Source organism: Borrelia sp. RT5S (genome assembly GCF_021165755.1).
Taxonomy (GTDB): domain Bacteria; phylum Spirochaetota; class Spirochaetia; order Borreliales; family Borreliaceae; genus Borrelia.
Genome location: NZ_CP088936.1, coordinates 546,584 through 567,324, shown reverse-complemented (window position 1 = coordinate 567,324; position 20,741 = coordinate 546,584). Strand labels below are relative to the sequence as shown.

At 33.0% G+C, this 20,741-nt stretch carries 17 protein-coding genes and 2 tRNA genes; 11 read left to right on the top strand and 8 right to left on the bottom strand.

Going from position 1 to position 20,741, the window contains the following annotated elements; genetic code table 11:
* Positions 1-20 precede the first annotated feature (20 nt).
* The 7 genes from fusA to LSO06_RS02755 all read left to right on the top strand — a co-directional run bounded on the left by fusA (position 21) and on the right by LSO06_RS02755 (position 5,740).
* On the top strand, positions 21-2,099 hold the full coding sequence (gene fusA / locus LSO06_RS02785) for an elongation factor G (RefSeq protein WP_231760549.1): 2,079 nt from the start codon (positions 21-23) through the stop codon (positions 2,097-2,099).
* A gap of 14 nt (positions 2,100-2,113) precedes the next feature.
* Positions 2,114-2,809, top strand: a complete 696-nt coding sequence (locus LSO06_RS02780; protein ID WP_231760548.1) for a Bax inhibitor-1/YccA family protein — start codon at positions 2,114-2,116, stop codon at positions 2,807-2,809.
* A 70-nt stretch (positions 2,810-2,879) separates the two neighbouring features.
* Complete coding sequence (locus LSO06_RS02775; protein ID WP_231760547.1) at positions 2,880-3,230, top strand: bactofilin family protein; 351 nt, start codon at positions 2,880-2,882, stop codon at positions 3,228-3,230.
* Positions 3,227-3,859: a tetratricopeptide repeat protein gene (locus tag LSO06_RS02770; RefSeq protein ID WP_370639785.1), complete on the top strand. Its 633-nt coding sequence runs from the start codon at positions 3,227-3,229 to the stop codon at positions 3,857-3,859. Before LSO06_RS02775 ends, LSO06_RS02770 begins: the two co-directional genes overlap by 4 nt.
* A gap of 76 nt (positions 3,860-3,935) precedes the next feature.
* Positions 3,936-4,008 (top strand) — tRNA-Lys (locus tag LSO06_RS02765).
* A gap of 76 nt (positions 4,009-4,084) precedes the next feature.
* Positions 4,085-4,157, top strand: a tRNA-Lys gene (locus LSO06_RS02760).
* A gap of 119 nt (positions 4,158-4,276) precedes the next feature.
* Complete coding sequence (locus LSO06_RS02755; protein WP_231760546.1) at positions 4,277-5,740, top strand: hypothetical protein; 1,464 nt, start codon at positions 4,277-4,279, stop codon at positions 5,738-5,740.
* On the opposite strand, the gene LSO06_RS02750 is transcribed toward LSO06_RS02755, so the two are convergent.
* From LSO06_RS02750 to LSO06_RS02735, 4 genes are read right to left on the bottom strand one after another with little or no spacing between them, the layout of a single operon-like run.
* Entirely contained in the window at positions 5,741-8,551 is a 2,811-nt protein-coding gene (locus LSO06_RS02750; RefSeq protein WP_231760545.1) for a M16 family metallopeptidase, read from the bottom strand.
* A complete protein-coding gene (locus LSO06_RS02745; protein WP_231760544.1) occupies positions 8,548-9,291 on the bottom strand; it encodes a hypothetical protein in 744 nt (247 codons plus the stop codon). Before LSO06_RS02745 ends, LSO06_RS02750 begins: the two co-directional genes overlap by 4 nt.
* Positions 9,292-9,303: 12 nt before the next feature.
* A complete protein-coding gene (gene xth / locus LSO06_RS02740) occupies positions 9,304-10,068 on the bottom strand; it encodes an exodeoxyribonuclease III (protein ID WP_231760543.1) in 765 nt (254 codons plus the stop codon).
* Positions 10,069-10,088: 20 nt separating this feature from the next.
* Positions 10,089-10,847: an MBL fold metallo-hydrolase gene (locus tag LSO06_RS02735; protein WP_231760542.1), complete on the bottom strand. Its 759-nt coding sequence runs from the start codon at positions 10,845-10,847 to the stop codon at positions 10,089-10,091.
* Between the two features lie 325 nt (positions 10,848-11,172).
* Between LSO06_RS02735 and LSO06_RS02730 the strand changes: the two genes are divergently transcribed.
* Genes LSO06_RS02730 through LSO06_RS02720 form a run of 3 tightly spaced genes read left to right on the top strand, consistent with a single transcriptional unit; the run spans position 11,173 to position 13,878 of the window.
* Positions 11,173-12,465, top strand: coding sequence for a hypothetical protein (locus LSO06_RS02730; protein WP_231760541.1), 1,293 nt, complete (start codon positions 11,173-11,175; stop codon positions 12,463-12,465).
* A gap of 2 nt (positions 12,466-12,467) precedes the next feature.
* Positions 12,468-13,085, top strand: a complete 618-nt coding sequence (locus LSO06_RS02725) for a glucosaminidase domain-containing protein (protein ID WP_231760540.1) — start codon at positions 12,468-12,470, stop codon at positions 13,083-13,085.
* Entirely contained in the window at positions 13,072-13,878 is an 807-nt protein-coding gene (locus LSO06_RS02720; protein WP_231760539.1) for a TIGR02757 family protein, read from the top strand. Before LSO06_RS02725 ends, LSO06_RS02720 begins: the two co-directional genes overlap by 14 nt.
* A gap of 498 nt (positions 13,879-14,376) precedes the next feature.
* On the opposite strand, the gene LSO06_RS02715 is transcribed toward LSO06_RS02720, so the two are convergent.
* Together LSO06_RS02715 and LSO06_RS02710 are read right to left on the bottom strand one after the other, a co-directional pair.
* The gene (locus LSO06_RS02715) at positions 14,377-15,156 is read right to left on the bottom strand and encodes a type III pantothenate kinase (RefSeq protein ID WP_231760538.1); all 780 of its coding nucleotides are present in this window, start codon (positions 15,154-15,156) and stop codon (positions 14,377-14,379) included.
* Entirely contained in the window at positions 15,149-16,957 is a 1,809-nt protein-coding gene (locus LSO06_RS02710) for a hypothetical protein (protein ID WP_231760537.1), read from the bottom strand. Before LSO06_RS02710 ends, LSO06_RS02715 begins: the two co-directional genes overlap by 8 nt.
* Before the next feature lie 111 nt (positions 16,958-17,068).
* Between LSO06_RS02710 and LSO06_RS02705 the strand changes: the two genes are divergently transcribed.
* The gene (locus LSO06_RS02705) at positions 17,069-17,521 is read left to right on the top strand and encodes a hypothetical protein (protein ID WP_231760536.1); all 453 of its coding nucleotides are present in this window, start codon (positions 17,069-17,071) and stop codon (positions 17,519-17,521) included.
* A 60-nt stretch (positions 17,522-17,581) separates the two neighbouring features.
* Here LSO06_RS02705 and LSO06_RS02700 read toward each other — a convergent pair whose 3' ends face one another.
* Both LSO06_RS02700 and nadE read right to left on the bottom strand, forming a co-directional pair.
* The gene (locus tag LSO06_RS02700) at positions 17,582-19,162 is read right to left on the bottom strand and encodes a SpoIIE family protein phosphatase (protein ID WP_231760535.1); all 1,581 of its coding nucleotides are present in this window, start codon (positions 19,160-19,162) and stop codon (positions 17,582-17,584) included.
* Complete coding sequence (gene nadE, locus LSO06_RS02695) at positions 19,155-20,705, bottom strand: NAD(+) synthase (protein WP_231760534.1); 1,551 nt, start codon at positions 20,703-20,705, stop codon at positions 19,155-19,157. Before nadE ends, LSO06_RS02700 begins: the two co-directional genes overlap by 8 nt.
* Positions 20,706-20,741 lie beyond the last annotated feature (36 nt).

Sequence of the window (20,741 nt, the reverse complement as noted above, 5' to 3'; positions counted from 1 at the left end):
CTTAGGAGGGAAAGCATCCCATGGACTATAAAAAACTGCGAAACATAGGTATCAGTGCTCACATTGATTCAGGAAAGACTACACTTACAGAACGTATTCTTTTTTATTGTAACAAAATCCACGCTATTCATGAAGTTAAAGGAAAGGATGGAGTTGGAGCAACAATGGATTCGATGGAACTTGAAAGAGAAAGAGGAATTACAATAGCATCGGCTGCAACTCACGTTGAATGGAAAGGACATCCGATAAACATCATTGATACTCCGGGTCACGTTGATTTTACTATTGAAGTTGAACGTTCCCTTAGGGTTTTGGATGGAGCTATACTGGTCCTTGACTCTGTAGCAGGCGTTCAGTCTCAATCGATTACGGTTGACAGACAGTTGAAGAGATACAATGTGCCACGTCTTGCATTTGTAAATAAATGCGATAAGACTGGGGCAAATCCTCATAATGTAAAAGATCAACTCAGAGAAAAGCTTGACCTAAACTCTGTTTTAATGCAAATTCCTATTGGACTTGAAGATAAGCATCTTGGGGTTGTAGATCTCATACTGATGAAGGCTTACTACTTTGAAGGAAAAGATGGAACGGAAATCATAGAAAAGGAGATTCCTGCTGAACTGTTAAATGAGGCAAAAGAAAAACGAGAAATAATGCTTGATGCTTTGGCTGACTTTAGCGACGAGCTCATGGAACTTCATATGGAAGGAAAAGGTGTTAGTGAGGCGGTGATATGCGACGCTATTAGAGCTGGTACTTTGGCTTTAAAGCTATGTCCTGTATTTATGGGTTCCGCTTACAAGAACAAGGGAGTTCAACTTTTACTTGACGCTGTAACTAAGTTTTTGCCTTCTCCACATGATATTAAGAATGTGGCGCTTGACATAAACGATAATGAAAAAGAAGTTAATCTTAAAACGGACGATAGCTTGTCCACTGTGGCTCTTGCATTCAAGTTAGAAGATGGTCAGTATGGACAATTGACTTATGTCAGAATATACCAAGGAATTTTAAAAAAGGGACAAGAACTTATTAACTCAAGAACTTCTAGGAAGTTTAAAGTTGGAAGACTTATTAGAATGCATGCCGATAATACTGAAGATATTGAATTTGGATGTAGCGGGGATATTGTAGCCCTATTTGGAATAGAATGTGCTTCGGGGGATACTTTTTGTGATCCCTCGATTAATTACTCAATGACATCAATGTATATTCCAGCTCCGGTAATATCTCTTTCTGTTAAGCCTAGGGATAAGAAATCAGCCGATAACATGGCCAAGGCTCTTGGAAGGTTTACTAAAGAGGATCCTACGTTTAAGACCTATGTGGACCCCGAGTCAAGTGAAACGATAATACAGGGAATGGGAGAGTTGCATTTAGAGGTCTACATTGAGAGGATGAAGAGAGAATTTAAAGCAGAGGTTGATACGGGAATGCCTCAGGTCGCATACAGAGAAACTATCACGGAAAGGGCAGAGTTTGATTATACACACAAGAAGCAGTCAGGAGGAGCAGGTCAATTTGGAAGAGTAGCTGGGTTTATGGAACCGCTTGACACAGAGGAACAGACTTACGAATTTGTAAACCTCATAAAGGGTGGAGTAATTCCAACGGAATATATTCCATCATGTGATAAGGGATTCCAAAAAGCTATGGAAAAGGGTACCTTAATCGGTTTCCCGATTGTAGGCATTAAGGTTACAATTAACGATGGGCAATACCACATTGTAGACTCATCTGATATTGCGTTCCAGCTCGCAGCGCTTGGGGCCTTCAGAGAAGCTTATAATAGAGCAAGACCTACTATACTTGAACCGATAATGAGAGTAACTCTTGAGGGCCCAACAGAATTTCAGGGCAACATGTTTGGGCTTCTAAATCAAAGAAGAGGTATAATCTTGGGATCTCTTGAAGAGGGGAGTTTTTCAAAAGTTGAAGCTGAGGTACCTTTAAGCGAAATGTTTGGATTCTCCACTGTTTTAAGATCATCTACACAAGGAAAAGCTGAGTTTTCAATGGAATTTTTAAGATATGGTAAAGTTCCAAGCTCGGTATTTGATGAATTATGTAGGAAATTTAATGAAGGAAACAAATAAAAGGAGGAACTATTATGTTTGAATTAACTCAAGATAAACAGGAGATAAGAATAAAAAACAAGTTCTTAGCTCAGGTTTTTGGACTAATGGCGATTGGTCTTCTAATATCTGCTGTGTTCGCCTACACAACATCTGAGAATATGGTTATGCGGTCCATAATCTTCTCAAACCCGATGTCATTTATGGCAATAATACTCGTGCAGTTTGGGCTTGTTTACGCAATAAGCGGTGCAATTGAGAAAATATCAAGTAGTACAGCAACGGCTCTTTTTTTAGGGTACTCAGCGTTAACGGGTGTAACACTATCCTCTGTTTTCCTAATATACACCCAAGGTTCTGTTTTTTATACCTTCGGAATTACTTCTCTAACCTTCCTTGCAATGTCCTTTTACGGATACACGACTAGTACAGACCTTACTAAAATGGGAAGTTACTTTGTTATGGGGCTGTGGGGTATTATTATCGCTTCTGTTTTCAACATTTTCTTCAGAAGCTCGGGGCTTAATTTTTTAATCTCAATAATGGGAGTAATATTGTTCACGGGTTTAACAGCTTATGATGTTCAAAATATCTCTAAGATGAACAGAATGTTAGAGGATGGGACTGAACTTAAGAATAGGATGGTAGTTGTAGCTTCCTTGAAGCTCTATCTAGATTTCATAAACTTATTCCTATATCTGCTAAGGTTTTTAGGGCAAAGAAGAGACTGAAAGCAAAGTGTGGCGTATTAATATTTAGGACAAAAATGGATGCAGTATGCATTCATTTTTGGGAGTTAAGATGGGCGTAGACAGTCTAGAATTTGAGGAAAGTAATACTCAGAATGTAATAAGGGGTAATTTCGAATTTGAGGGGTACATAGAAAGTAATAAGCCAATAATAGTTGAAGGCTTACTTAAGGGCTTCATAAAATCTACAAGTTCAGTGTATTTAAGAGAAAAAGCTAATGTGGAAGCGGAAATTAAATGCAACAATTTCCTAACTCATGGAACAATGAAAGGCAGTGTTGAAGCCTTAGATGCTATAAAAATTTACAAAACTGGAAAATTAATTGGCAATATAAAAACTAAAGAACTTTTCATAGATTCAGGAGCAATATTTGAAGGGAATTGTGTAATGGAGGTCGAATGATAGGGAAAATGTTTTACTTAAAGATGATCTTACTTATCTTTTCATATTCGGGTTTTTTGGTTGCACAGAATAGGGAGGATTCGCTTTTATTGTACAGAGAAGGCAGGTTTCAAGAGGCTATTATAAATACTCAAGAAGAATTAAATCGGAACCCAACCAATTTGGATGCAAGGGTAATACTTGTGTGGAGTCTAATAGGAGCAGGTGAATACAAGAGAGCCGAACTGGAATCTGTTAAAGGGCTTGCAATAAAAAGATATGATTCAAGGATAATTCAAGCGTTGGGAGAGTCTTATTTTTTCCAAAAGCAATACAAAAACGCACTCAAATATTTTCAAGAATACATTGGCCTTGATCCAAATGGAGCAAGAATAATGAAGGTATACAACTTAATGGCAGATTCTTTCTACAAACTTGAAAGATACAATGAATCCGATTTTTCATATGAGAACGCTCTAAGATTCTTGCCAAATAACCAAAATTTGCTGTTAAAACTTTCAAAGGCAAGAATTAGCTCAAAAAACAAAATTTTAGCAAGAAAAACTCTGACAACATTGCTAAACTTAAACCCCAATCACTTAGAAGCAAAAAAGTTGCTAGAAGATATTGAAAGTAGTAATAATTCTTGACATATCGAAAAAAGTAGTAATAATTCTTGACATTGAACTTATAAAGACTTATCCTATTTACTAGTTTGACAATAAAGGGCTGCTAGCTCAAGTGGTAGAGCGTCGGACTCTTAATCCGCCGGTTACAGGTTCGAGTCCTGTGCAGCTCAAAAGACCCGGGTACTTGTGTTGACGTATTTTTAAATGAATGGTACCATTGGCTTTGGTGGATTTGATTTATTACTGGGGCTCATAGCTCAGGTGGTAGAGCAGCGCCCTTTTAAGGCGTTTGTCGTAGGTTCGAGTCCTACTGAGCTCATTATGTCCTCTTCGTCTATCGGTTAGGACTCCAGGTTTTCATCCTGGCAAGAGGGGTTCGACTCCCCTAGAGGATGTTTTAGAGAGGGACCTGTTGGTTTCTCTCTTTTTTGTGTGGTAATGAAAAAATTCTTAACGATATTGTTTTCATTAGCAAGTTTTTATGAGATGAATGCAGGTGGTGTGGAGCGAACAGGAGAGGGTCGTCGAATCATCGTACAGTGCGATGATAAAAAGTTAAGCACCCTTTTGCCAGGCCTTCAGATAAATGAAAACGCAAGTATAGAAGTTGTTAATCAAGGCGGTGTTTATTCATACAAGATTCCAAGGCTGATTAATTCAAACGAAAAGTTGACAGTAGATGTCAAAGTGGCTAATGTTTCATCCATTGTATTGAATAATATTGAAATAAGAAGCTCAGATACGGAAATAGGAGAAACAAACCCCCAAAATCTAAAAGTATCAATTAGTAAAAATGAATATTCTATCGAATTTAATCTTGATAAGAATACTTTTCCCATCCTAGGGTTTAAAGCCCAAGAAAAAATATTAAATCCCATAATTTCGGATTTATATTCAGAGAAAGAATCTCAAAAAATAGCATTGTCCAATTTCACAAAATACACATCATTAGTAAATGAAAAAGATGAAATAAGGTTGAGTAGAAACAATAAGATGATTCAAATAAGTGAAATTGGATATATCAACACAAATGACTATTATGATATCAATAAACCAATAAGTTCTGATTTAAAGTTTATTTTTAACTATAAAAAAGAAAATTATAGAAGAGATTCTTTTGAAATCTTCAACCTTATAGTGAAACCTGAAATATACGTATTAAAATTTAAACACCTAAAAGATCAATCTTTAATGCTTAAGAGATTGGCATTTTTTATGGAGAAGAAAAATTTTCGAGGAAGGATATTATCAAACGAAGAACTAGAAAATAAAAAAGGATGGGCCGGACATAATTATAGACTCGAGGATATAATTACATTTTTCAACATGGCTAAAAAATCAAACACCAAGTTAAACAAAGAAGAGCTCATATTAAGAAACATTATTATAAACAACAAACTAGCATACATTGAAGACAATACAATAAAAGTCAGAGATAAATCAAGGAATATTGCATTTGCCACTTACTCAGAAGATGCAACTATATCAAGGGAAGCCCAAATGATAATATTCATGCATGAAATTTTACACATGTATTTCTTTACAGATGCTAATATTAGTAAAGCAATCTCTGCTTTATGGTATAAAAATGTTCCTCAAAAAGATAAAAGAGCTTGGATCAAATTTTTAGACAGCAAGGACTATGACATTAAGTCTAATAGCCTAGTAATAAACGAATTTTATGCCTACATGCTCCAAATTCCAAAAGAAGACATTGCAGAGTTTTTAGTTAATACCAAATATTTTCACAAATCTGATGCCAAAAATTATGAGGAATTGGCATCAAAATTAGAAAAACTACTATGGAACGCAAAAGGACTAATAGCTGGAGAGCTACTAATCCTTTTCAAAGACGTGACAAGCAAAGATAACAAAATGCCTTTTAACCAAAATCCAAATTGATTATTCTTTCTCTGGTACCAAAACAATTTCTGTCTTCTGCTCAAAATTAATTTTCTTCAACAATGAATTTATGGTATCTCTATTTAAATTATTTTCAATAAATGTAGCACTCATAGTATCTTCAAATGTCCCTGTCCGGAGAACCAAATCTAATATAGACGAACACCAATGCAAATTAGATTGAAATTTGATTTCTTCTTCTTTGATAATATTTTTTTTAACATAATCAAAATCTTCTTCCGTGTAATCTGTCTTTTGTCTCTCTAACATATACTCATTAACAGATTTTAAAACATCATCAAGTACCCTAGGCTCTACTGTAAAATTTACAACCACAAAACCATCCGAATGTTTATATTTTCTAATAGAATAGTCAAAATATGCATTTATTGAATAAACACTAGACATATCCCTTCTGATATGCTTAATAAGACCATCTGTTAGAAGCGAAGTTAACGCCTCGTAGTTTAACACATTCCCAGGTGTATAGTTAAATTCAAAGGGATAGAAAACATGCACGACACTACTTGAATCCTCACCTTTTTTTATAACTATTCTGTCCGAATCCTTCTTGTAAGAATAGTCTAAATCTTTAAACTCATCCATTTTTTTAGAGTTAAGATTACCTAAATACTTCCTTGAAAGAGTCTTAATCGTATCTAAATCCACATCCCCCACAAACACAAATTTAAAGTTATTTGCGTAAGTAAATCTCTTTTTATAAAAATTCAAAAGGATCTCTTTTGTCATGTTATTCAAATCAGATTCCCTAATATCTCTATGGCGATAATCATCATTACTATAAAACCCCCTAACAGCTCGTCTAAACAGATACTTAGAATTATTCTCATTGCTTTTAATGACGGCCCTTATATCGTTAATAGTATTTTGTAAAACAATATCATCTATCTTTGGTTCTTGAAATGTAAAATATATAAGCTCAAAAAGAGTTTTAAGGTTTTTAACCTCAGAACTACCACTAATGCTTGTCTTTTGAAAATTAATTGCTGGACTTAAACTTACAACCTTATCTGCTAAATACTTTTCAACTTGAAGTTGAGAATAATCCCCATACCCTGAATTTGCAACTAAACTCGGTGCTAAATCCAAAACAGGTATAAGGTCAGAATCCTCATTTGACAAACCACCCCAAGAACTTGCTTGAAGAGCAACTACATTCTTCTTATGCTCATTGTGTTTAAAGTAAACTTCAACCCCATTATCAAGAGTAAAGGATGAAACTCCTCCAAAAAATTCTTTCTCATCAATAATATCTCTACTCTCCAAATCCTCCTTCAAAAATTTTCCCTGAATTGATACATCTTCATAAGGAGCAATCTCTCTTCCTAATGCAAGCTTTTGAATTCCCTGGATTTCTTCAAGAGTCAAACCAAGATGAGATTTATTGGAATAAGAATAAATGATAGCACTATCACTTACATAAGCTTCATTCTTAGCAAAACCCGTTATTGTAGATAGACTAATCTTATCTAGATGATCAACAGCAATATCATAATACTCATGCATATCAAGCAGATCAGTACCTCCTGATGCAACTTCTACTAAAACATCCACAATAGTAGATGAATTTCTCTTCTCTATGTTATCTTTATTAAGCTTATAAGAACTCACAAGTTGAGATTTCACCTTATCCACTTCCCCCTGCGTAAATCCAAATTTCTTTATCCTCTCAAACTGATAAAAAAACTCTTCAATACCTTCTTTTAAATATTCTGGATTTAAATCAACAGAAATTTGATCAATTAGAATATACTTATCGTCCGACCTTAATGGAGAAGCCTGTTTATCAAAAGACATAAAATAATTAATTCCAGAAGTCTTCAACTCGGCAAACCTGTTTGCAAAAAGATTATTCAACAAGGCTTGTTCAACCTTTTTTTTAATGTAACTAGACGTAGGCGATATGTCGTAGTTATCTTTTTTAATAAAAGCCATGCCAGGGAACGGTTTTTCAAAATCTTCTATGCTAGCAAATTTTTCATTCATTACCGTATCCAGATTTATCTTAATCTTTCCTATTTCACCCTCAGGTTTTTTAAAAGACGAAAATTTTTCTTTTATTTTTTTCTCAATTCTATTAGGCTCAATGTCTCCCACGATAATAACACTAGTAAGTTCCGGTCTGTACCATTTTTTATAAAATTCCTTAAAATCCCCCGACTTAAAAGATAAAATTCTATCCTCAAGTCCAATAGGAAACCTGTCCACATATTTGCTACCACCAAGAATGAATTTAAATATTTTTTCAATAATTCTGTTGGGATAACGCTCTCCACGTTTCTTCTCTTCAATAATAATATTACGCTCTTTCTCTATTTCTACTTCATCCAATTCCATCTGTGATGCCCAGTTTTTCAACACATTTAAAGCCTCATCAACTTCTTCTTCATTATTACCATCGGGCAAATCAAGGCTATAATAAGTCTTATCAAAGGTAGTATATGCATTAATATCCGCTCCAAATGCCATCCCAAACTTTTTAAGAACCTTCAAAATACCCTCGCCACCCGGATAATCTTCTGTTCCCTTAAAAGCCATATGCTCAAGATAATGAGCCAAACCTCTCTCATGTTCTTCTTCATGCAAAGAGCCAACATTAAATAAAATTCCCATATAAACAGCCTTCTCCGGCGTTTTATTAGCATAAACATAATACCTAAATCCATTCTCAAGTTGACCACTTACTAAATTTTTGTCCGTTCTTAACTTAGTAGGAGCACAAGACAAAAGAAGAAATACTAAAATTAAAACGATAAACTTAAACATTTTACTGACATCTCGATACTTCATTTAATTCTCCTTGAATTTATTTCCAAATTATAAGCTTTTTTAAGCTCTTTAAGAATAGATGAAAACCCAAAATCATACCAATCCCCTACACTCTTTAATTTTGAAATAGGGAACAGCTCATAAAACAAAAACAAAAGCTCCATCCTAGATAAATTTGAAACATCATCAAGATACACCTTTTTATCTAACTCACTAATGTAAACAAAAGAACCAGTTTGATCTAATGCAAATTTATTAAAATTGGGATTTAAAATACTTTCCTTATAAATTTCAATAGTAGTATATTCGTTTGGGGCATCGCCATAGCTCTTGCTATGAAAGGAATCTAGAATTACAAAATTACCATTTTGAACACCCACATTTCGCCCATCTAAGGTTTTTAAAAATCTATCCTTGCCATCACAATAAACTAAAATATTTAAAGCCTTTGATGCACTTAAAGCAAGTCTAGCGCTACTGTAACCATCCGGCCTTCTTAAAGACTCAACATGTTGTACATCTCCCACTCTATCGCCTTGCAAAACCCGAATACTTCTCTCGGCTAAAGCTTCCCTAGCCAAGTCAATGTATGTTAAAAGATTACCGTTTTGACTTAGATATTTTTCCCGCTCAAACAAATGAATTACAAATACTAATTCTTCCCTATCAAGACTACGATAAAAATCAATATCTTCTAAATCAATCCCAAAAACAAATCCGTGAATAAAAAAAATAAGAATAACCAAGAAAAATTTATTCATGTAAAACCTCATTTATCTCCAATCTAAATGTAGAGAAATAGGACAATGATCACTACCCATTACCTCGTTTAAAATTAGAGCATCCTTTATCCTAGACTTTAAAACTTCATTCACAATAAAGTAATCAATTCTCCACCCAACATTGCGTTCTCTTGCTCTAGTTTTATAATCCCACCAAGTATAGTTACCTGGATTCTTATTAAACATCCTAAAGGTATCAACATACCCCTCATTTAAAAAACTATCCATCCAAGTAGTTTCCTCAACATAATACCCAGCAGAGTCTCTGCTAATCCCAGGGTTGGATAAATCAATCTCAGTATGAGCAATATTAAAATCCCCACATACAACGAGGTTCTTTCCAGAATTTGTGAATGAATTCACAATATCCCTAAGATTCGTTAAAAAATCAAGTTTGAATTGTAACCTTTTTCTAAAAGATTGAGAATTGGGAAAATAAGCATTAATAAGAACGAAATCACGATAATGAGCAATAAGACACCTTCCCTCCTTATCAAATATTTCTCTACCCATATTCTCTACCCTAATAGGCTCAATCTTTGAATAAATACCAACCCCACTATACCCCTTTATTGTGGATTTTGAAAAATATGAAAAATACGCCTCAACATTGATAAGTTCTCTTGGCAAGTGCTCCATGCATGCTTTAGTTTCTTGAAGACACAAAATGTCTGGATTATACTTTTTAACAAAATCAAGGAACCCTTTCTTAAGAAGGGCTCTTATCCCATTCACGTTCCAAGAAATCAAATTCACAAAACCTACCACCCCTTAGGTTAAATATGTATCCGAAGTCCATCATAAGCCAAATAAATACTATCTTTATTTAAGTAATTAAAGTCTTCGTGCATTATATCATGTGCTATGTGAGTAAAATAAGCAACTTTTGGCTTTATTTTTTTAACCTCACTAACAGCCTCATCAAAATTTAAATGGCTAGGATGAGGTTTTATTCTTAAAGCATCTATTATTAATACACCTAGGCCATCTAAATATTTATAAGAAACATCAGGAATAGATTTAACATCAGTAAGATACGCTAAATCGTTTATCCTATACCCTAAACTAATTATGTCCCCATGCAATAAAGGAATTGGCATTATTTCTACTCCCTTAAAAACAATAGGTTCTAACTCTACTGCCAATTTGGGAATGATATTAGCCTTTCCACTTATGGACATCCTTGATGTAAAATTGTGGGGGAAAGCATTTTTAATATGCTGCATTGTGCTCCCTCGTGCGTACATATTCAAAGGAGCCTGTCTTGTATGAAATTTAATATCATCAAGCCCCATAACATGATCATAGTGCTCATGAGTGTACAATACCAAATCAAGTCTAGAAATATTTTCCCTTAAAAGCTGTGTTCTAATATCAGGACCTGTGTCAATTAGCAAGTTAACTCCAGATACACAAAGGAAAAATGAACTTCTAAGTCTTTTATTTTTATCAGAGCTTGAGCCACATACCCTGCAATCGCAGTTTAACATAGGAACGCCACTCGACGCACCCGTCCCTAAAAAAATCCCCAACACATCGCCTTCCCTTCAACTCTTAAAGACATCTCACTATACCATACCACAATAAACTAAAAGGATAAATAAACCCACCCTTTACGGAAAATTAAACACAAAGACCAGACTGAAAGCATATCTCTAATTTAAAACTTTAACTCCTTTAATCAAAATATTTTCTGACGTTGTAAGTCATGAAAAACAACTCATTTATTGATGGTTATCTCTGGTTTATCAAGCAGCAATTATATAGCCTACAAATTCTTATTTACAAGGCTGTTTATTTAGAAATTATTTTGTAAATAACATTTTTATGCTTATAATTACTTAAGGAAAAAGTACTTTTATGAATGAGCAATTCTGTGAGATTATATTTTTACTGAGTTTTAGTGTTTTTTTGATTATAAACTTCTTCAATTTTAAAAGAGAATTCTCGCATGAGGATTACCTGATAATTGCTCCAGGAATATTCTTTCTACTAAATCTTTATTTGGTGGAAATCAGGCCGCTTATGTTTTATGTTGGATCACTATTTTTGTTCTTTTTAGTAATGGTCATCGCGAAAAACTTAAACACAATCCTTTTTCTGAGAAAAGGATTAGATGGACAACATAACAAATTTAAGAAAATAACCTATTCCTTACTCTTTAAAGGAATATTAGTAATACCCTCAATAATGATATTACTGATCGCTACTACATTTTCATACCTCGGCCTGTTTACAGATTACCCGAAGGATGAGCAGTCTAACTATAAAATAGGTTTCACCAGAATTAAAGACCACACAAATAATTTAAATCTGTCTGTTTGGTATCCAACTAGCCTAACTATGGGCCTTAAGAGCCAAAATCCTTTTCTTTCCTACGAGTTTAATCCGTTTTTCATAAACGAGATGAATTACATACCTAAATACACCAATGTATATGAAAATGCTTTCATTAGCAACAACCAAAAGCTATACAACAGTGTGTTCGTTGTACTCCCCTTTCACTCCCATGATTCGATGTTTAAATCATTAGTAAATAGACTGGTTAAGAGAGGCAATATTGTTTATTTGTACGCGCCCAAATATCGATCCTATCATACTGATGGCTTTATTAAGAATGATGATAATAGCTTATTAACCGATATTTCAAATAAGGTCATTAGGTATTTAATAGAACCTACAAAAATTTTAGATGAGAGAGCAGATAAATCATCTGAGGTTAAAGAGATTCAAAATGTCTTTGAACTCATTAAGTCGACTCAAAAACTAGAATTTTTGGATCTAAAGATGAACTTGGATAAATTAGTATTAATTACTATTGGAAATCAAGCAGATATCGCAAACTCAATTGTTAGTAAAAACAAACAAATAACTAAATACATAAACATAGGGGGAAAACCTCAAACTTTAAACAAAATAAAAACTTTGCAATTATTAATGAAACAGGACGAAAATGAATTAAAAGAAACCCAAGTGGCCTCGTCATCTATTAAAGTCATCAACATGGCTAATGTTGGAGAAATTTCTGACTTCATATTTAGTAGAAGGTATTTAAAAAGTTTCAATTTATTTAAAGACAAAAAATTAATGTTACCAAGGTTCGAGTTTGTTATTAAAGAAATTAACAAATTTATCGAAGAAAGAGGATTTTAAGAATGTCAAAAAAATCTATACTCTTAGTAATATCAAAAATATTAGTATTGCTAACCGTGACGGGTTATTGTGAAGACGACATAATTGAAATAAGCACTGAAATAGAAGAAGAAAGGTATATCCCTTTTCTTCTGAGCAAAGGGATAAGTCAGGTGGAGGATCTTGTAGAATATACGCTGAAAATGAACCCCTATCTTGAATCAGAATATGTCAAGTTGATTGCACAGACCTACATAGATGAGGCATTAATTGAGGGGATAAATTGTGACATTGCTTACGCACAGATGTTACTTGAGACAGGAATTTTGAGATTTAATGGCATTGTTTCTAAAGAACAGCATAATTTCTCAGGCATAGGAGCCACTGACAATTTTACAAAGGGCAATTCCTTTTCCAACATTAAAGAAGGCATCAGAGCACATATTCAACACTTAAAAGCTTATGCTTCAAGACAAAACATAAATTCCAATATGGTCGATCCTAGATTCTACCTTGTAAAAAGAGGTTCTGCTCCAACTATATATGATCTTACGGGCAAATGGGCACAAGACAAATTCTATGACAAAAAATTAAAAAAAATATTGATTAAATTACTAGAATTTAACAGTGCAAAAAGCTAGAGATACTACATTTGATATCCTAGAGTCCATATATAACCAATATAATAAGAGAGAATTCGTTCATCCCGACCCTCTGGAATTTTTATATAACTACACAGAAAAAGAAGACATTGAACTTGTGGGCCTTATTGGTTCATCACTAGCACTTGGTAGAGTTGAAAAAATATTAGAAGGAATCAACAGAGTTTTAAAACCATTGGGAACAAAACCTTCAGAAAAACTCAAACATCTCACGAAAGATGAACTAAATACGATATATAAAGACTTTATTTACAGATTCTTTAAAACAGAAGACATAGTAAGACTGATAATAGCTATTAAGGAAATACAAAACAGATACTCAACAATTGAGAATCTTTTCTATAATATCTACAAAGAAAATGGAAACTTTATATCAAGCCTAGACAAACTAATAACTTATATGGAAAAAATTAATGGGCAACCCTTTGGCATACTCATTCCAAAACCCTCAAAGGGAAGTGCATGCAAAAGATTATTTTTATTTTTAAGATGGATGATAAGAAAAGATGATGTGGATTTAGGAGTCTGGGATAAGTTTAATCCTTCAAACTTAATAGTTCCAATGGACACTCATATGACAGATATATCTTCTAAACTGTTTGGTCTTAAACATAATAAAAATGTAAGTCTTAAGAAAGCAATAGAAGTTACGCAATATTTCTCAAGGAGTAATAAAAATGATCCTGTTAAATATGATTTTTCATTAACTCGATTTGGTATCAACAGAGAATTTAAAAAAGAAGACTTATTCACAAACATTCTAAAGCTTTAATGTCTATTTTATAAAAAATAAAGTACAAGCTATAATTAACTCATTAACATGAAGAAAGGGCAAGCTCATCTATGGAGAAGATACACAGTCAGGTAAAATCTTGAAGAGGAGACAAACAATAGACAATCAATTTCAAGAATTTAGCAATTAGGTACCGAATCATCTATGCAACTTAGAAAGGCTTGTATTCCTAGACGCAGCAAGAAGATTCCCCGTAAGTAGTAGAAAAACACTGCAATCAAGACACAATACTAAACCCTAGACTTAACCTTTTTCTCTTACGAACCTGAAAACAAGATTAACCAAACCATAACTTACAAAATCAAAAATACAAAAATAAATCCCCAACACACACAAGGGACAAGAAGTAAAAAAAGCAACAGCCACTGTGAACAGAATAACAAATAGTAACCTCACCTAAATACCCTTCCTACTATTACTGTTAACGCAATAATAGCACATATTTACAAGCTTTAAAATATCAACAATAAGCCCCCTTTAACCATTAAAGGAATTTCCCAAAATCCTAATTCCTCCAATGGTTAAATACAGATTGAAAACAAAATTTATGCTTAATAAAGGTAAAACTAAATGAGAATTGCCTCCCGTAATTATCAAATTAAATTCTCTCTCATATTTTTTAACAAGATCATAATAAACACCTTCTATTAAATATTTGTACTGATAGATAACTCCACTATTAACACTAGAAATTGTTGAGGTCCCTAGCAATTCTTTTGGCGTTGTCAGTGCACACTCTTTTAAAAGATATGCACTCTTAATTAATGCATTAAAATTTGTGAAAGGCCCTCCGTTGATAATACCCCCTAGTATCCCATCTTCCCTACTAATAGCAAAGACAGTGCAAGCCGTTCCAATATCCACAACTAAAGCATTATCAAGCTTATAAAGCTCAATGGCTCCAACAAGATTTGCAAAAACATCCGATCCTAACAAAAATCGATTACCCCTATACGGATCAAAGCTTAAATCGTAATTCAAATCAAATCTGATAAATAAAGGGATCACCTTATAAAGAGAATTAACAGCACTTATGAGCACTTTATCAACAATTGGTACAACACTACTTACAAATACTTGATCGATCTTACTATCAAATTTCAATTTGAGAAATTTATAAATCTCATTAAAACTTAAATCATGCCTCATCTCAAGCTTACAAAATACCTGCATTTCATTTTGCATATACAATGCAAAAGAAATACTTGTATTTCCAACATCAATTATCAATTGAACCCTATCAACAAAATTATTCATCAATATTCCTAACTATCTTAACATCATCAAATCTTAATAAAATGTTCGTGTCTTCACTCTTTTTGGGTGTTATTTTTAAAACCAACATCCTATTACCAGGATAATATCTCCATCCATCAGAATATATGTAAAATTGAGGATCAGTATACCAATTAATACTTCTAAACCTAACCAAAGTAGGACTTGAAATACCTTTGAAGAAAAAATACCCGGGAGAATTTAAACTACGATTGAAATCAAGGGAATAACTAACATCAGAAATATTGTAATTTGAAATTTTTGATGCCCCATATACCCAATTCCCAATTCCAATACTTGGGATCAAGGTAAATTTTGGAAGATAATCATTATCTACAATATCTGCATAATAAGCTTCATAAGGAATCTGATCAACCTCCTTGCTCATCAAGGCATAATAGATGGCGTTAAAGGAAACCCTTAATATTAAATCATCTCCTACTGCATAAGCTAATCTTTTAAGTAATCCGGCCACCTTTAATGTGTACTCAAAATCCCAAGACAAATTATTCTTATCGCTAGGTATGTAGGCTTTCCCATTGCCAGACACAAGAAATAAGGTAGCTATAAAATTAACGAACTCTTTTTTTAATTTCCCAACAACAGAACTATCATTATTCAATTTCAAAAATACAATGTAATTAGACAATATGTTGTACGCTTGCACCACATTAAAGTCAAAGCTCAGTACTACTTCTGGCTCCTTTAAAATATTTAATGCCTCATTGAAAAGAGAAACATTCTCAGATAAAAAAATCTTCTCCAAAAGAGAAGAATCTTCTTTTAAATACCCTAAAAGCTTATCCGACTCAAGAGAATTAATAAAAGTCCTATTTAGAGACAAATAACTGAAAAATTTATCTATCTTTTCTTCATTAACATAATAACTTGAGCTTAAATATGTCAGTTTGTGCTCATTAAGGTTTGCTAAAGACTCAAGCTTTAAAAAAATATCTTCACGTTCTGCCCTTGTCAAAGACTCCGCTAGAAGATAAACAAATATATCTTCATCAAAAGAATATACATTGCCCTTAAGCCATCCACCCTGCTTAACGTTGAAAGCAGACTTACTACTCCATGCATCATATGCTTTATTTTTAAACCTAACTATTGCCGAGTCAAAAATTCCCTCTTCTACTTCCTTAATTGATCCATAAACAGCGGAAGAATTTATATCTAAAGAAACGCTTCCAGATGCTTCCTTTGTTACAGGCTCTTTGGATTTTTCAATTTCTTTATTCAAATTTCCAATCTTAAAAATTTCTTGAGGACTAATCAGAATTTCTCTCTCATTGATTTGAGTATTTTTACCCAAAAAAATTTCAAAAAAGTAATCTCTGCTCCTAATTAAAACATTTTCATCAAAAAAAATTTTATAATCACTTTCTATTTCATAAGTTAGTATTAACTTTCTGGAAAGATTTGAGCTAATACTAAAGCTATCTTCTGGGTCAAACGAAAATAGCAAGAAAATATTGTTTTGAAAATAGACATAGATTTCATTGCCCTGTAATTTATATGAAATAGGATTAAGATAGAGTTCACTATCAGGGACAATGAGGGGGTTTTCCTTAGATAAATTTATTCTCATTCCCCTTATGATGAGAGTAAGATTGTCCAGGGCATATTTACCATCCTCAACTTTATTACCAACCAAAAATTTTAAATCTTTTAATAAAAATACATTCAAGCTTAAATCCCTAAATTGAACAAATATGATCAAAAACAAAACAACCACACCAATTAATAAATTTAAAAAACTTATCCTTAAATATTTCTTCATACCACTAGATTTTAGTAATAAAGAATCAAAATATCAATGTCAGTTGTATAAAAGAAAAAAACTTAATAAAATTAACTGGAACCTAGTTTATTTAAACAGGAGTGAGTGTAGATGAAAATTACGAAAAATCATATCCCGGGCACAAATCCATACAAATCTCTCCCTAGAAAGCCCATGATTGAACCAAATAAAAAAGTATCAAAAAAACAAGAGCAAATAAATTCAGAAATAATGAGAACCCAGGAGAGAATATTAAAATTGTACATGAGAAGATTGCAAAAAAAAGACCAGACAATGCTTCAGAATTTCATCATGGAGGGTCATAAAGTCGGTTCTAAAGTTTTTAATAATCTTCCAAAGATTTTAAGAGAGATAATAACTATAATGAACCTGGAATCCTTGAAAGTACTACTCAGGAATACAAAAAATCCCTTCAAAATACTTTATATAAAGTTTTCTACTTGGACACTGAATAAACTACTGAGATCTCTTACCGAACTGAACACAAATAAAGACAAACAATCTAGAAAACAAGAAAAACCCCGAGAGATTAAGAAAAAATAGAATTGTACCGATGATTGAAGAACTATGCATAGTCAACTTTTCTTCGTTTAAGGACCTCTGCTATTTGATAATGAACTCTAGAACGGAAAAATCATCTCTAAATTTGTTATGTTTAGATAACCCCAACATACTCTTATAAATACGCATTAAGATAAAGTCATCCAAATGTTGTGTATTTTCTTTAATTACTCCATAAAAATCATCAATGGACATTATTAGATTTTTCTTATTTTCAATTTCATAAACACCATCACTGAAAAGCAAGAGGTGAGAATCTTTATCCAATAAAACCTCACTCTCCTGACAAGAATATATCTCTTCAATTCCAAGAATCATCCCTCTTGCATGGAGACAAAAATTATCCCCATGGGTTATAGCAACAGCAGGAGGTGCTCCTGCTGTTGCAAACCTCAGCTGTCTTGTCTTCACATTTAACACCCCATACCATAATGTAATAAACATATCACTTCTAAACTTAACGAAATAACTATTAATGTATCCTAGAACCTTGGAGGGATTAATATCATTATTATTCATAACATAAGAGTTAATAACACTTGAAACACTTAAAGATAAAAGAGTAGAACCTACCCCATGGCCTGAAATATCTATTAAATAGATTACTAATTCATCATCACTAACAAAATAGTAATTAAAGAAATCACCTCCAATTCTCTCTGAAGGTATAAAAATCCAATCGGTACTAAAAAACTCGTTTTGTAATTTATCAGGCAATAAGCTTTCAACATAGTTCCCAGCCTCAAGCAATCCACTCTCAAGATATTCTCTGCTCTTAAGTATGAGATCTAAATACTTCTGTCCCTGCTCTATGCTCTTTTTCTTCTCAATAAACCCACTTATCCTAGCCTCTAACACTAATAAATCTAAACTTTTTAAAAAATAATCATCCACTCCCTCTTGGACAAAGATTGTAACAATATCCTTTCTAGTTATATTAGAAACAATAATGACGGGAATTTTTTCATAAAGACTATTTTTTTTAATTCCTTTAAGTAAATTCAAAATTATAGCTACATCTCTGTCTGAAAAAAAATCAAGAATAATTAAATCATAAAAATCACTACAAAGCATCTTATTGAAAAAATCAATAGTATCTACGGATATAACATCGTATTTCAACATGAAATACCTCGTAAGTTCCTTACTGTGACTTTCATCCCCAGAAAAAATTAATATTTTATGCCTATCTTTATTTACAACTTGCTTACTTGTATGCTCAGAAGAGAGAGTTAACCTTTCAAGTTCAATCTCCGTATAGGATACTATTGATGAAATCTTGAAAGAAATAGCCTTCAGAAAAGCAAAACCAGCATCTTTAACCTCATCATAACTCATAGAATTATCTATTAACTCTAAAGATAGATACAAATAAGAAACTAAATCACACTTAACGCTTTTAATAAGAAACTTACCTACTCTTAATTCTTCAGAAGCTTCAAGCTCTTCTTTAAATTTATTCGATACTTCTAGAGTTAACTCAAGATAATTAGTAATATCACCATAAAAATATCTAGGGGTTTCTTTATAAAGCTCGTAAGAATAAGTATTTATCAGCAAAAAAATCTTTTCTAACTTTAAGTTAAATTCATTTAATACACTAACAATATTAGCATTATTCATCTATCGCTAATTTAACCTTTGATATAGGCAGCAAAATATCGTTACCAAAAGTCTTATTAGAAACTTTAACTATCATAGCGCCTTGTCTCCTTTTATGTTCACTACCGGAGTAAAGATCTAACACTTTTACGACCAATTCTTTTCCAAAAGATTTATACAAAAGATCCAAAGGTTCATTTTTAATCAAATATCTATTCAAAATCTCGTCAAGAACTTCATATGTAGGAAGAGAATCGCTATCTTTTTGCTCAAGCCTTAACTCAGCAGAAGGTTCTTTTAAAATAATACTAGTAGGAATAACATCTCTACCTTCTTTTACATTAATATGTCTTGCAAGCTCATACACATCACCTTTAAACAAATCCCCAATCAAAGCAATCCCCCCACAAGAGTCACCATAAAGTGTGTAATAACCAACAGCAATTTCGCTTTTATTACCAGTATTTAAAAGCAAAGAACGATTCGAGTTGCTATAAGACATTAAGAAAAGACCTCTAAGCCTTGCCTGCAAATTCTCTTCAGTAATTCCCTTTGTACTAAAATAATCACCAAAAAATTCTAAAGTGGTTGAAAACACAGCCTCAATAGGCATGTCAATCAACTTAAATCCCAATCCTCTAGCCAGCTCCTTAGCGTCAGCAACAGACCCACGCGACGAAAACCTACTGGGCATAGAAATACCAGTAACTCTATCCCCACCCAAAGCAACACACGCAAGATAAGCAACAATAGCAGAATCAATACCTCCCGAAATACCCAAATGAACTTTATTAAATCCAGCAAGACAAACATATTCCCTTAAAGCAGTTACTAACGCTGAGATCACTCTATCAAGAATTACAAAAGGAGAGTCAAGCTCTAACGAAGCAAATCCTTCATTTAGTAAAATATCTTCTTCAAGCTCTTTAGCTTGAACTAATTCGCCGTGCTTGTTAATAAAAAAACTCAGACCATCAAATACAATTGGATCATGAACACCATATGAATTGGCATAAGCAACTTCCATATTATTTTCAATAGCTATTCTTTTAAAAAAAGAAAGTCTTAAATTATTTTTCCCCCTAGTAAAATAAGACTTTGATGGAATTAAGAGATATTGGGATTCCCTTAAACAAGCCATACTCTCAGCTTTAAACTCTTTGGATAAAAAATCATCTTCAAAATTCAAGATGGCAAGGCTCTTTCCCTTATATCTAAACAAAATTGGAACATTAACTTCTTTAGTTGTTAAAACAAGCTCGCGGCCGCTTACCACAGATAAACAGTCCACTACCTTCCCTCCACAAATATCATAATGTCCAAATACGACACATAGTCTATTGTCAACTTGATTTTTTACAAAATTAAGATAATCAAGGTTAGATTTCAAAAACTCTGGCCTATTTAGCAAACTTTCATATTCAAAATGGCCAATATACATAAAAGGGAAAACTAGAACGTCAACATTATTCTGCAAAGCACATTCACAATTTTTTTTAAATTCACTCAACGTTTCCTCAAACCTAGAAACCCTATGCTTTATCTGAGCTATGCATACTCTCACAAGCTAAATCATAAGCAATAACAGCAAAAATTACAA

Bases quoted from the DNA above. Each gene is read 5' to 3' on its own strand.
- fusA (WP_231760549.1), top strand. From the start codon at position 21: ATGGACTATAAAAAACTGCGAAACATAGGTATCAGTGCTCACATTGAT.
- LSO06_RS02780 (WP_231760548.1), top strand. From the start codon at position 2,114: ATGTTTGAATTAACTCAAGATAAACAGGAGATAAGAATAAAAAACAAG.
- LSO06_RS02775 (WP_231760547.1), top strand. From the start codon at position 2,880: ATGGGCGTAGACAGTCTAGAATTTGAGGAAAGTAATACTCAGAATGTA.
- LSO06_RS02770 (WP_370639785.1), top strand. From the start codon at position 3,227: ATGATAGGGAAAATGTTTTACTTAAAGATGATCTTACTTATCTTTTCA.
- LSO06_RS02755 (WP_231760546.1), top strand. From the start codon at position 4,277: ATGAAAAAATTCTTAACGATATTGTTTTCATTAGCAAGTTTTTATGAG.
- LSO06_RS02750 (WP_231760545.1), bottom strand. From the start codon at position 8,551: ATGAAGTATCGAGATGTCAGTAAAATGTTTAAGTTTATCGTTTTAATT.
- LSO06_RS02745 (WP_231760544.1), bottom strand. From the start codon at position 9,291: ATGAATAAATTTTTCTTGGTTATTCTTATTTTTTTTATTCACGGATTT.
- LSO06_RS02730 (WP_231760541.1), top strand. From the start codon at position 11,173: ATGAATGAGCAATTCTGTGAGATTATATTTTTACTGAGTTTTAGTGTT.
- LSO06_RS02725 (WP_231760540.1), top strand. From the start codon at position 12,468: ATGTCAAAAAAATCTATACTCTTAGTAATATCAAAAATATTAGTATTG.
- LSO06_RS02715 (WP_231760538.1), bottom strand. From the start codon at position 15,156: ATGAATAATTTTGTTGATAGGGTTCAATTGATAATTGATGTTGGAAAT.
- LSO06_RS02710 (WP_231760537.1), bottom strand. From the start codon at position 16,957: ATGAAGAAATATTTAAGGATAAGTTTTTTAAATTTATTAATTGGTGTG.
- LSO06_RS02705 (WP_231760536.1), top strand. From the start codon at position 17,069: ATGAAAATTACGAAAAATCATATCCCGGGCACAAATCCATACAAATCT.
- LSO06_RS02700 (WP_231760535.1), bottom strand. From the start codon at position 19,162: ATGAATAATGCTAATATTGTTAGTGTATTAAATGAATTTAACTTAAAG.